This window comes from Massilia timonae CCUG 45783 (genome assembly GCF_000315425.1).
Taxonomy (GTDB): Bacteria; Pseudomonadota; Gammaproteobacteria; order Burkholderiales; family Burkholderiaceae_D; genus Telluria; species Telluria timonae.
In genome coordinates, this window is record NZ_JH992924.1 from 946,971 (window position 1) to 959,600 (window position 12,630).

11 protein-coding genes and 1 tRNA gene are annotated in these 12,630 nt (G+C 63.0%); 10 read left to right on the plus strand and 2 right to left on the minus strand.

Annotated features, from left to right (window positions below):
• From HMPREF9710_RS28285 to HMPREF9710_RS19360, 4 genes are all read left to right on the plus strand, one after another.
• Window positions 1–270: Hpt domain-containing protein (locus tag HMPREF9710_RS28285; protein WP_005669124.1), on the plus strand; the 270-nt coding region annotated here is incomplete at its 5' end.
• 62 nt (window positions 271–332) lie between these two features.
• Window positions 333–1,037, plus strand: a complete 705-nt coding sequence (locus HMPREF9710_RS19350) for a response regulator (RefSeq protein ID WP_005669126.1) — start codon at window positions 333–335, stop codon at window positions 1,035–1,037.
• A gap of 111 nt (window positions 1,038–1,148) precedes the next feature.
• Window positions 1,149–2,777, plus strand: coding sequence for an AMP-binding protein (locus HMPREF9710_RS19355; protein WP_005669128.1), 1,629 nt, complete (start codon window positions 1,149–1,151; stop codon window positions 2,775–2,777).
• Between the two features lie 8 nt (window positions 2,778–2,785).
• On the plus strand, window positions 2,786–3,313 hold the full coding sequence (locus HMPREF9710_RS19360; RefSeq protein WP_005669130.1) for a MarR family winged helix-turn-helix transcriptional regulator: 528 nt from the start codon (window positions 2,786–2,788) through the stop codon (window positions 3,311–3,313).
• Window positions 3,314–3,319: 6 nt separating this feature from the next.
• On the opposite strand, the gene HMPREF9710_RS28935 is transcribed toward HMPREF9710_RS19360, so the two are convergent.
• Window positions 3,320–3,586 carry an AraC family transcriptional regulator gene (locus HMPREF9710_RS28935; RefSeq protein WP_005669132.1) on the minus strand — a complete coding sequence of 89 codons (267 nt, stop codon included), beginning with the start codon at window positions 3,584–3,586 and terminating at the stop codon, window positions 3,320–3,322.
• 408 nt (window positions 3,587–3,994) lie between these two features.
• Here HMPREF9710_RS28935 and HMPREF9710_RS19370 point away from each other — a divergent pair, with 408 nt between their 5' ends.
• From HMPREF9710_RS19370 to HMPREF9710_RS27320, 6 genes are all read left to right on the plus strand, one after another.
• Entirely contained in the window at window positions 3,995–6,739 is a 2,745-nt protein-coding gene (locus tag HMPREF9710_RS19370; protein ID WP_005669134.1) for a type VI secretion system Vgr family protein, read from the plus strand.
• A 20-nt stretch (window positions 6,740–6,759) separates the two neighbouring features.
• Complete coding sequence (locus HMPREF9710_RS19375) at window positions 6,760–8,517, plus strand: esterase/lipase family protein (protein ID WP_005669136.1); 1,758 nt, start codon at window positions 6,760–6,762, stop codon at window positions 8,515–8,517.
• Window positions 8,518–8,584: 67 nt separating this feature from the next.
• A complete protein-coding gene (istA, locus tag HMPREF9710_RS19380; protein ID WP_005663623.1) occupies window positions 8,585–9,664 on the plus strand; it encodes an IS21 family transposase in 1,080 nt (359 codons plus the stop codon).
• Window positions 9,661–10,446, plus strand: a complete 786-nt coding sequence (gene istB / locus HMPREF9710_RS19385; protein WP_005663619.1) for an IS21-like element helper ATPase IstB — start codon at window positions 9,661–9,663, stop codon at window positions 10,444–10,446. The genes istA and istB overlap by 4 nt, the downstream gene beginning before the upstream one ends.
• Window positions 10,447–10,455: 9 nt before the next feature.
• Window positions 10,456–12,057: a T6SS immunity protein Tli4 family protein gene (locus HMPREF9710_RS19390; RefSeq protein ID WP_157225646.1), complete on the plus strand. Its 1,602-nt coding sequence runs from the start codon at window positions 10,456–10,458 to the stop codon at window positions 12,055–12,057.
• Between the two features lie 3 nt (window positions 12,058–12,060).
• Window positions 12,061–12,327 carry a PAAR domain-containing protein gene (locus tag HMPREF9710_RS27320; protein ID WP_081589964.1) on the plus strand — a complete coding sequence of 89 codons (267 nt, stop codon included), beginning with the start codon at window positions 12,061–12,063 and terminating at the stop codon, window positions 12,325–12,327.
• 68 nt (window positions 12,328–12,395) lie between these two features.
• Here the strand turns inward: HMPREF9710_RS27320 and HMPREF9710_RS19395 are convergent.
• Window positions 12,396–12,470, minus strand: a tRNA-Arg gene (locus HMPREF9710_RS19395).
• Window positions 12,471–12,630: the final 160 nt, after the last annotated feature.

Below are 12,630 nucleotides of genomic sequence, written 5' to 3' on the forward strand. Positions count from 1 at the left end.
GAGGCCCTGGCGGTGCGCCTGCGCGCCGCCTTCGTCGCCGACCTGCCGCGCCGGCGCCGGGAGCTGGCGGCGGCGGTCGCGTCCGATGACCTGGACGCCGCCGGCCGCATCCTGCACGGCCTGCGCGGCAGCGCCGTCCACCTGGCGGAGCCAGGCCTGGCAACGCTGTGCGGCGAACTGGAAGCGGCGGCCGACGCCGGCGACCACGAGCGCCTGCGCGCCGGGCTGCCGCGGCTGCATACGCTGCTCGACGCCTTCGATGCGCGCTAATCTCCGGCCTGTCCCGAATGCTTGCCTATAATGCAGGTCTTGACCGAACTGGCGGAGAGCGAATGAAGGTGCTGGTAGTGGACGACGACATCGTGGCGCGCATGATGCTGATGCATCTGGTCGACAGCTGCGGCAATCATGCGATCCTGGAAGCGGAAGACGGCGCCGATGCCTGGCGCCAGCTGGAATCGGGCCTGCGGCCCGACATCGTGTTCTGCGACCTGCGCATGCCGCACCTGTCCGGCCTGCAACTGCTGCAGCGGGTGCGCGCCGGCGCCGACACGGCGGCGCTGCCCTTCGTGCTGGTTTCGGCCGCGTCCGACGGCGCGACGCTGGACGAAGCGGCGGCCCTGGGCGCCAGCGGCTACATCGTCAAGCCGTTCCGCCAGGAAGACGTGCGCGCGCAGTTCGCGCGCCTGTTTCCGGCGCTGGCCGGCGCCCAACCCGCAGACGAAGCGCCGGACGAAGCACCGGACGAGGTGGCGCGCCGGCTCGGCATCGATCATGCGCGCCTGCGCCTCTACCTGGACGGCCTGGCGCGCCAGCTGCAGGTGGCCATGCACGAGCCGCCGGCCGGCGACGAGGGAACGCAGGCGCGCCTGAACCGCCTGCGCGAAGGCTGCAAGACGCTCGGCCTGTACGGCGCCGCCGCGGCGCTGGCCACGGTGGCCGAGGCCCGCTCCCCGGCGCCGCACGATGTGGCGGCGGCGCTGGCGACGGCCGGCGCGGCGGTCGCGCGCCAGGCCGGGCGCGCCGCGCATGGCTGAACGCAAGAAGGGGTGGCGAATCCGCTTGCCGGGCAGGTGCTTTAGATTTAAAGTATTCCTGGCTTGTTGCTTGAGTTCTTGTCGCCTCGTTTTACCCAGCCGGGACCATCCATGAACGACGCCACCATCGCAACGCTGTTCCCGTCCGGCCACACGGACAGTTTCGCCCGCGCCAACCTGCCGCCGGCGCACACCTGGCCCGAGTTCCTGTTCGACCTGCCCGAACTGCATTACCCGCCGCGCCTGAACTGCGTCGCCGACCTGCTCGACGGCGCCGTCAAGCGCGGCTGGGGCGGGCGCACGGCGCTGATCGGCGCGCGCGAGCGGCTGACCTACGCCGCATTGTTGGAGCGGGTCGACCGCATCGCCCACGTGCTGCGCCACGACCTGGGCCTGGCCACCGGCAACCGGGTGCTGGTGCGCGGCGCCAACTGCCCGACGATGGCGGCCTGCATCCTGGGCGTGATCAAGGCCGGCTGCATCGCGGTGCCGACCATGCCGCTGCTGCGCGCGCGCGAACTCGGCGCCATCGCCGGCAAGGCGCGCGTGAACGCGATGCTGTGCGCCGGCACCCTGGTGGACGAGGTCGCCGCGCTCGGCCTGTCCGTGCCGGTGCTGGTGTTCGACGCCCCGGTCCCCGATTGCCTCGAACAACGCATGGCGCGCCATGGCGAGCCGTTCGTCGCCGCCGACACGGCGCAGGACGACGTCTGCCTGATCAGCTTCACGTCCGGCACCACCGGCGTGCCGAAAGGGACCATGCACTTCCACCGCGACGTGCTGGCGATCTGCGACTGCTTCCCGCGCCACGCCCTGCGTGCGCAGGCGGACGACGTCTTCGTCGGCACGCCGCCGCTGGCCTTCACCTTCGGGCTGGGCGGGCTGCTGCTGTTCCCGCTGCGGGTGGGGGCGGCCGGGGTGCTGGTCGAGAAGCTCACGCCCGAAGCCCTGCTGGGCGCGATCGCCGAGCACCGCGCCACCGTGTGCTTCACGGCGCCGACCTTCTACCGCCAGATGGCGGCGCAGGCTGGCCGCTTCGACTTGTCGAGCCTGCGCGCCAGCGTGTCGGCCGGCGAAGCGCTGCCGGTGGCCACGCGCGAAGCCTGGCAGGCGGCGACCGGGCTGGCCATGATCGACGGCATCGGCGCGACCGAGTTGCTGCACATCTTCATCGCGAGCGCGGGCGACGACGTCCGGCCAGGGGCCACCGGCAAGCCGGTGCCGGGCTACCAGGCCTGCATCCTCGACGCCCAGGGGAGGCAGCTGGGGCCGGGCGTGATCGGCCGGCTGGCGGTGAAGGGGCCGACCGGCTGCCGCTACCTGGCCGACGAGCGCCAGCGCGACTACGTCCAGGATGGCTGGAACCTGACCGGCGACGCCTACGAAATGGATGACGACGGCTATTTTTATTACCGCTCGCGCACCGACGACATGATCATCTCGGCCGGCTACAACATCGCCGGCGCCGAGGTCGAAGAAGCGCTGCTGCACCATCCGGCGGTGGCCGAATGCGCGGTGGTGGGACGGAGCGACCCCGAACGCGGGCAGGTGGTCGAAGCCCATGTCGTGTTGCGCAGCAGTCACGTGGGAACCGAGCGACTGGCCCACGAGCTGCAAGAATTCGTGAAGGGCCAGATTGCGCCGTATAAATACCCGCGCGCGATTCTGTTCAAGGAACAACTGCCTCGGACCGAAACCGGTAAACTGCAACGGTTTAAATTACGCACTGAAGCGGTTTGAGGACTTGCATGGATGACGACAGGCGCATACGGGCTGCCGACGCCGAGGGGGGAGAGGCGGCCGACCTGGACCTGGAAAGCCGCCTGACGGATGAACACCACCAGTCGCTGCGGCTGTGGCTGCGCATGCTGTCGTGCACGACGCGGATCGAGAACGAGATCCGCAGCCGTCTGCGCACCACCTTCGGGATCACCTTGCCGCGCTTCGACCTGATGGCGCAGCTCGAGCGCCATCCGGACGGGCTGCGCATGGGCGAGCTGTCCCGGCGCATGATGGTCACCGGGGGCAATATCACCGGGATCACCGACCAGCTCGAGCGCGAGGAACTCGTGGTGCGGGTGCAGGATGCACGCGACCGGCGCGCGTCGGCGGTCAAGCTGACCGAGGCGGGAAGAAAGGCCTTCGCCGAGATGGCGGCGGTGCATGAGCGCTGGATCGAGGAGATGCTGGTGGATGTGCCGGGCGAGGACAAGGCGGAGATGATTGCCTTGTTGTCGACCATGAAGCGCAAGCTGCGGGTGGATGATGAAGTCTAGGGGCTGCTAGTCACGGTCCGGCTGCTCGCGGATCCGGGTTGGCGGCAGCAGCGAGAATGCCGACTTCACGTCGCGCGCCTCCTGGCGCGGACTGCGGCCGAAAAAACGCTTGAATGCGCGGTTGAAGTGAAAGGAGCTCTCACAGCCCACCCGGGCCGACGCCGCCGAGCTGCGCGAGATCGCCGAGATCACCGCCTTCCTGGCGTCGGACAAGGCCAGCTTCTTCGTTGGCGCGGTGGTGATGGCGGATGGGGAAATGAGCGTGGCGATCAAGTGATGTGCGTGGTGGTGTGCGCCGCGGGCACGTCGTCAACGTTGCCCGCGCACAGCGACTATCACCGGATGGATTCCTGCTTCGCCATGGAATAGAAGAGCCTCTGCAATCCCGCATGAGCGCGTCAATAGGCTGAGCATTGCCAGTCGAATACCACAAAAGTACCAACAACTGCGGCCGCTGGTGAAGTTACCGCAGTCGGATGTGTTGCATTGTCCGTCGGTATATCCGCGCGTCCACACTAAAAGCATGAACGAGCGAGGGCTTATCTGATGTCAAAGATATTGTCGTTCCAAGTACATACCATTGATTCTTGGAATGTATTGCGAAGACACGTATAGCGGAGGACGCATGCTCACTGTCGCCATATTTCGTCATCGGGTTAGAGCAGCCTCGACGGCGGATAAATGAACCTCAAGGACCTGATTGAAGGATTTACCAGCCTGACCGAGTCGCATCGCCCCATACGTTTGCGGTTTTCGCGAGGACAGCAAGCGTCTGGCGACGTCCTGCTGGTCCAGCGTGTCAGCGGAACCGAAACACTGTGTGGCGGACTGGAATACCGGCTCCTGTGCGTGTCGACACGCGCCGATCTCCCTCTGAAGGACTTCATCGCACTGCCGGTCGAGCTGCAGTTCGTGACGGACCGCGGCAACATGCGCGCGGTGCGCGGCATCGTCGCGCAAGCGGCTGCCGGCCAGAGCGATGGTGGCCTGGCGACCTATGAACTGGTGCTGCGCGATGCGCTGGCGCTGATGGAGCAGCGCACCAGTACCCGGGTCTTCCGCAACATGAACGAACTGGACATCACTCAGGTCATTGTGGGCGAGTGGCGTCGGAACAATCCGGTGCTGGCCAGGGCATTCGACGTGGAGTGGTCGCATGTGAAAGGCATGTTCCCGGCCCGCGAGTTCACCATGCAGCACAACGAGTCCGATGCCGACTTCTTGCGCCGCTTGTGGAAACGGCGCGGCATCGCGTGGTTCATGCGTTCAGGGCTCGCTAGCGAATCCCAGGGCGAGGACATGCCGGCGCACACGCTGGTGTTGTTCGACGATGGGTTCACGCTGCCGCAAAATGCCGCGGGCGTGGTGCGTTATCACCGGGACGACGGTACCGAGCAAAGCGATACCATCTTCGCGTGGAGCCCGGTACGCAAGCTCGTCCCGGGCAATCTCAACCGTCTCAGCTGGGACTACCTGCAGGGCCGGCCGATGACCGCCAATACGCCGTCATGTATAGACCAGGGGGCGACTGGTAACCGCTTCGCGCTCGGTCTCGATGACTACCTGATCGACGTGCCGCATGCTGGGGCGGACGGCGACGACTACCGCGAGCTTGGCGAACTACGCATGAAGCGCCATGAGTACGAGTCCAAATGCTTTTATGGCGAAGGAAGTGTGCGCGCTCTTTGTATCGGAGAATGGATCGCCTTGAGCGGCCATCCGGATATCGACACCCACTCGCCGCAGGAACGGGAATTTGTCATCACGCGCCTGGAGGTCGATGCGCAGAACAACCTGCCGAAGACACTCGATGAGCGGATACAGCGGCTGTTTGCGCTCAACCGGTGGGATGAAACCTATTTCGACAGCGGTCTGCACCAGGCCAGCGCCGAGCGCGGCATGCGCTACATGAACCGCTTTGCCTGCGTTCGCCGCAGCATTCCGATCGTGCCGGCATTCGATCCGCGTACGGATCTGCCGCGTCCACAGCTGCAAAGTGCGATCGTCGTCGGCCCGCCCGGCGAAGAAGTGCATTGCGATGAACACGGGCGGGTCAAGGTACGCTTTCCCGGCGCCAGGGTTGAAGACCACGAGCATGCGCAAGGCGCGGGTGCCAGCGGCAGCGACCGGGACTCCGCCTGGATACGGGTCGCCAGCACCTGGGCCAGCAATCAGTGGGGGACGATCACGCTGCCGCGCGTCGGCGATGAGGTCCTGGTTGGCTTCCTCGGTGGCGATCCGGATAAGCCGATCATCGTTGGCCAGGTCTACGGGCGCATGGCGCCGCCGCCCGCGTTCAGTCATGCCGGGGCGCTGCCTGGAAACCGATACGTTGCCGGCATCAAGAGCAAGGAGGTCGGCGGCGACCGCTACAACCAGTTGCGGTTGGATGACACGTCGGGCCAGATCAATGCACAGCTGTCGTCCCAGCACGGTCATAGCGAGTTGAACCTGGGGTGGCTGACCCACCCGCGCAAGGACGGCAAGGGCGAGGCGCGCGGCGAAGGCGCGGAGCTGCGCAGCGACCTTGCCGTCGCGCTCCGGGGCGCGCAAGGGGTCTTGATCAGCGCCGCCGCGCGCCAGCATGCCGGCGGAAAACAACTGGATCGCAGCGAGCTTCTCGGCCTTGCCGAGGCCTTGCAGGGACTGCAGAGGCAACTGGCTGAACTGGCGTCGACGCATCACGCGGACAGTACCGACGATGGGGAGCTCGAACAACTGATCGGCTACCTGAAGCAGTGGGAAGCCGGCAGCAATACCGAAAAGGACGGCGCCGGCGGCCAGCCCGTGGTGGCGCTATCCGCGCCGGCCGGCGTCGCCATGACCAGCCAGGACAATATTGCGATCGGCGCGCAGACGCATATCGATGTGCTCAGCATCGGCAATACCCAGCTATCGGTCGGCAGGAAACTGCTGGCGCGTGTTTCGGAAAGCATCAGCCTGTTCGCACACCGGCTCGGTATCAAGCTGATTGCCGCCAGCGGCAAGCTGGAATTGCAGACACACGGCGACGATATCGAGGTCACTTCCTCCAAACGCATCGTGCTGACTGCCACCGACGAGATCGTGCTGCAGGCGCCCAAGGTCCGCATCGTGGCGCAGGGCGCCCAGGTGGATATCGGCGCCGGGGTCATCACTCAGCAGAGCAGCGGCGAACACACGATCAAATCGTCGAAGTTCGCGCATATCGGACCGGGAGGCGGCAACCCGGCCGCCGTGACGCCGCCGAAGAGCGAGGCGCAGCACGACCAGCAGACCGTGCTGCGCTGGATCGGGACCGATGAGCCGATGCAGAACCAGCGCTATCGCATCACCACCGAAGACGGCCGCAGCTTCGAGGGGCGGACAGATGCGAACGGGCTGACCGAGCGTTTTAGCAGCGCCATTTCGTTTGGGCGCTACAGCATCGAGGCATTGGACGACTGATACACCATGGGGAGCATGCGATGACGACTGCCGAACATCCTTTGCCTGCGCAACATCATGCCCACGCGGCTCGCAAAGCTGAAGGGTTTGCGACACCGAAGCAGGACAAGAAGCCGCAGTGCGCGCGGATGTTGCCGAAGCGGGTGCTGCCGGTAATTTTTCTTCCGGGCATCATGGGGTCGAATTTGCGGTTGAGCGCCGAGCGGCAGAGAGAGTTGAAGCAGAGCGACAATATTGCGTGGCGGCCAGATGCGCTTGGGGTATCGAACATCAGCAAGAATGCGAATAGCCCGCCGCGTGAGCGGCAACTGCGACTGGATCCGCTGCAAACCACGGTCGATATCTACGATCCGTCCGGGCCGTCTGACGTCACGGGCGATGGACGGCATGATAATGTGGCCTTGGCCGAGAACTTTAATTCTCCCTTGCTGACGAGCGACCCGCCGACTATGCCGAACGGACGTACCGCGGTCCAAAAGGCACGGGCACGCGGCTGGGGCGAAGTATTTTTCAAGAGTTATGGCGAGTTGCTGCAACACCTCGAATCTCGCCTGAACAACACGTTCGCCAATGGAAAAATACGGTCCGAGTGGCGCGATGTCGTTGGCGTTGATCCAAAGGTATGGAGGTCCGACCCCAGTCTGCCGCAGCAAGTATTGACTGAGGACGAACTTAAAAAGGCGGTCACCGGCTGCTGGTTTGCCGTTTACTCGTTCGGCTACAACTGGCTGCAGTCGAATGGCGAAAGCGCGAAGATTATCGCCGCACGCATTAACAAGGTCATCGGTGAGCTGACCGCGTCCGGCTACGAATGCGAAAAGGTGATCGTTGTAACCCATTCGATGGGCGGGCTTGTCGGGCGGGCGCTGGTGCATCCGGCCTATGGCAATTTGCAGGACAAAGTGCTCGGCATTGTGCACGGCGTGATGCCGGCAATCGGTGCGCCGGCCGCCTATAAGCGCATGCGGGCAGGATTCGAGGACCCGGGCCTGATGAGCATTAGCCCAAGCATCATTGAAGCAAGTATTGGCGCAAAGGTAGCCGGCAATTATGGCGACGAAGTCACGGCGGTGCTGGCGAATGCCACGGGCGCACTGCAGCTGCTGCCTAGCGATTCCTACGGCAACGGCTGGCTGCGCGTGAGACACAATGGGCGGGATCTGGAAGCCTGGCCGAAGCAGGGCGATCCCTATAGCGAAATCTACAAGCTGCGCGGCAAATGGTATGCGTTGTTCCGGGAGGACTGGATCAATCCGTCCAACGTTCCCCCAAAGAAAGACGGCGGAACGTTTGCACGAACATGTAGATTTCTCGATCAGGCAAGGCAATTTCATCAGACGATTGCAAACACCTATCACCCGAACAGTTATGCGCATTACGGCGCCGACGGCGGACGGCAAAGCTTCGGCGAGGTGGTTTGGGAAATCAGGAATTGTGCCGACCCTAGCGGCTGGCAGAACTGGTCTGTCGTCCGCGACAGCCGGCAGGGCAGGCTTGAATTCACTTCGTGGGACCCAGATGGAGCGAATAATATCGGGGCACTGCCGTTCAATGACAGTAGGCCTGTACCGATGCACGCAACGATACTCGCGCCGTCGGCGCCAGGCGACCAGACCGTGCCCGCCAAATCCGCCGACCACCAGTTGAACAGCGGCACGTTCAAGGGCGTGTTCCGCCAGACCGGTTACGAACACCAGTCCAGTTACAAGGACCCGCAGGCCATTGCGTCGACCTTGTATAGCATCGTGCGCATCGTCCAGTGTCAGCAGCGGTTGTAAACTGATACAGGCAGCGATTGAAAACTGATACACCATTTTGAGAAGATGGCCGCTTTGCGGAGCGGCCTTGAAACCCAAAGAGGTGTACGTGGAAATCCAACTACTGAAGAAGCATGGGTTAAGCCTTCGGCAGATCGCCGCCGAGGTAGGCTGTGCAGTGAACACGGTGCGCCGGCACCTGGCCCTGGAGGCCGTGCCGAAGTACGAACGCAAAGTCAAACGCCAGACGAAGCTGGCGCAGTTCGAGCAGTACCTGAGGGATCGGCAGCAAGCTGCTCAGCCCGACGTGATTCCAGCCACCGTGCTGTACCGCGAGATTGCCGCGCGCGGCTACGAGGGCGGCATGAGCCAGTTGAGGGCCTTCGTGCGCACCTTGCGCCCGGCGCCTCCCGCCGATCCGGTGGTGCGTTTCGAGACGGCGATGGGTGAGCAGCTGCAGGTGGACTGGGTCGAATTTCGTAAAGGCAGCGCGCCATTGCACGCGTTCTGCGCGACGCTCGGCTTTAGCCGGGCCAGCTACGTGGAGTTCGTCAACAACATGAAGGTGGATACCCTGATCGCCTGCCACGAGCGCGCCTTTGCAGCGTTCGGCGGCGTGACGCGGCGGGTCCTGTACGACAATATGAAGACGGTGGTACTGGAGCGCGATGCGTACGGTGAGGGCGAGCACCGCTTCCACGCCGGCTTCCTGGACTATGCCAGGCATAGCGGCTTCGTGATCAAGCTGTGCCAGCCGTACCGGGCCAAGACCAAGGGTAAGGTCGAGCGGTTCAACGGCTACCTGCGCCGATCGTTCTATGTGCCGCTGGCGAGCCGGCTGGCACAGAGCGGCCAGAAGCTCGACGTCGTGACGGCCAACGTCGAGGTGGCCCACTGGCTGCGCGAAGTGGCCAATGCGCGCATCCACGGCACGACCGGAGAACCGCCAGCCGAAGCCTTGAAGCGGGAAGTGGAGCACCTGCAAGCGCTGCCGGCACCGTGGCGGGCGGACATCGCGGCAGCCAGGCCGCAGCCGGCTGCTGCAGCACCTGCGGCGCCGCGGCCGGCAGCAGTGGTGGAGCGGATCGCGCAACCTTCTCCGGTACAGCATCCGTTGCAGGTGTATGACGCGCTGCTGGTGCGGGTATCGGAAGGGGTGGCGGCATGAACCTGCAGCATGAGCGTATCGCGGCGTTGTGCGAGAGCCTGAACCTGCCGTTCGTGGCACAGGGCTACGGCGCCGCAACCCAGAAAGCAGCGAAACAGGAGATGGCCTACAGCGACTTCCTGGAGGGGCTGCTGAGGGAGGAAGCAGCTGGGCGCAACGTGCGCAAGCAAAACACGATGACCCGTCTGGCAGGATTCCCCGTGGTGAAGACGCTGGACGAATTTAACTATGACTTCGCCAAAGGCGTAAAGCGCAGCCAAGTCGAGGAGCTGGCCGGCCTGGGATTCGTCGAGCGGCATGAGAACGTGGTACTGGTCGGGCCGAGCGGTGTAGGCAAAACGCACCTGGCGATGGCACTGGGTTACAAGGCCACGCAGGCCGGCATCAAGACGCGCTTCACGACGGCGGCCGACCTCATGCTGGCACTGACGACGGCGCATACGCAGAACAATTTGAAAGCGGTGATGCACCGCGCGATCAAGGCATATCGGCTCTTGATCATCGACGAGATAGGTTACTTGCCGATGAACCGGGAACAGGCCAACCTGTTCTTCCAGGTGATCGCGGCCTTGTATGAGCGCAGCAGCCTGATCGTGACCAGTAACCTGCCGTTCGGACAATGGGACACGACCTTTGCGCAGGATACGACGCTCACCGCGGCCCTGCTCGACCGGCTGCTGCACCATGCGCATATCGTGCCGATTGCAGGTGAGAGCTACCGGCTGAAGCACCAGCGACAGGCCGGGATGATGAGGGGGAGCGATGTTGCAGAAATGGGCTGAACACGGACGGTGTTCGGCGACGGCGGTGTATCAGTTTTAAATCGCTGGGACGACGAAATCTGTATCAGTTTTCAATCGCCGTTGACATCCAGCACGCAAGCTGGGAATGCTGAGAGGGATACCATGTGCCCGACCGCCATCAGACGCCTGTTCCTTTTTCCGCTTGCTGCCGCGAGCCTGTTGCTCGCAGCATGCGACCACCACCCGAAAGAATGGAAGACGCCGAACATGACCTCCTTTACGTCCCGCCTGCAACCTGTGTTTGACAAAACGAAAACCGTCTGCTTTGGCCGCTTCATGGTCGATGTACCCGCATCGGCTACCGTCGCATGGGGCGGTACCGATGTTCCGCTGGGCGTGACCATTTACCGTGACGGCGTGGATGAGGTAAAGGCCTTGATGCAGAAGTTCGTCGACGAGCTGAAAAGCGAAAAGGCCATTTACCTCAACAACGTCCCCTTGCTGATTTCGGTGGACGACATGCGCCAGCCCGAAGGAAAAATCGTAACTGGCTACGATGGTTTTGAAGCGATTGGTATGCTGAAAATAAACGGCTACTTCAGGATGAACAACGACAGCGTTATCATTGATGCGCGTCCGTTAGAAGAACAGAAAGACGAGACTATCACAGACATAAAAAGCATTGCACGCCGTATGCGCCAGCGTCCAGAAGATGAAATCCCCATCGAGCCCGGCAACTGCATCGAACACTTTTTTTTGCCAGATAAGCAAAATCCAACACACGATGATCTTATGGAACACATCCGTATTGGCTTTCGTTTAAAAGAGTTCCCCGATACGCATTTTTCAATTTATGTCGCACCATCGAATCCCCCCAACCCTGAAGGCGACTCGCTCCGGGCCCAGTGGAAGCGTATCAAGGAAAGCCCAACCACGCCCGAAGAGAAAGCGGCGCTTGCCAAGATTGATTTTTTCCGCGAGAGCCCGCGCCAGATACATGAATGGAAGACCGGCTACGAGGTCCTCTTGCGTAATCCCGACGAAGAACACGTCCATTCTTATCACGACTTTCAGGCCAAATTCACGGGCGTTCCCCACGACCCGTTCAGACCGTACGCCGATATCCAGCTCCAAACCGGCGTCGGCGATAACGCAGCCGGCTCCACGAAGGCCAGTCTGACCGACGAAGAAGCCATCGCAGTCTGGGACAAGATCATCAGCACCATCCGCGTGCGCCCGACCCGCGCCGTGCCCGCCAAATCCGCCGACACCGGTCCACGCCTGCCGCTGGGCGAACTCGCGGCAACCGGGCGCACCTGCCCGCAGACCGGATTGTGGGAGCACGATAGGCCGGGGCCGACGGGGGATAGCCGGCGTCAACACATCCGGGCCGGCGACCGTATGCCGCATGTGGCTGTGATTGGCGAGCCGTCGATCTGGCAAAAACTCAAGGGGCAACGGCCCTCTTACCGAGCGGCGACAGTCTGGAAACTGGTCAGCTACGATGATGCGCCTACTCTTGCACACACGGCGGGGCAGCCAACCTCAATCGTGGAAATCTCTCCCCCTGATGACCTTCCGAAAGACGCTACCGATCCCAGGCCACACGGTGGCCGTGGCGAAGGAACCCCACCCAATGAGAAAGGCTGAGCGATGCCCAATGTGATTCGATTAGGTGACGCAACGTCTCATGGTGGCAAGGTCGAAAGTGTGAGCGCCACGTACTTCACGGTTGACGGGGTCCCGGTCGCCTGCGTCGGTGATGCGTGCAGTTGTCCCATCAAGGGACATGACAAATGCACGATTGCTGAAGGCGATCCGAGCCACGTCATCAACGGCATTGCCGTTGCCTACGACGGGCATAAGACGACGTGTGGAGCAAGCCTGATTGCTTCTATCGGAAACTTCAGTGGGCAATAAAGAACCCGACCCTCTGATACTTCAGGCGCATATGGTGAGATGCGGTGAAACATTCCGATTTAAAGGGGTGGTCCCCCCGACTGGAATCGAACCAGTATCCCACGCTTAGGAGGCATGTGCACTATCCATTGTGCTACGGGGAGGAGGCAGGTTCCGCCATCACTGACGACGCCTCGCAAGACAAGCTTGCAATCCGGTGGCCACGCCTGCAAGACAGACCGCGACCATGGACCGACTGCAATTATAGCCGAGGATAGCAAGAGTTTTGCAAGTTCAGGCCCGCCAGTCGGTACAATGTGCGCC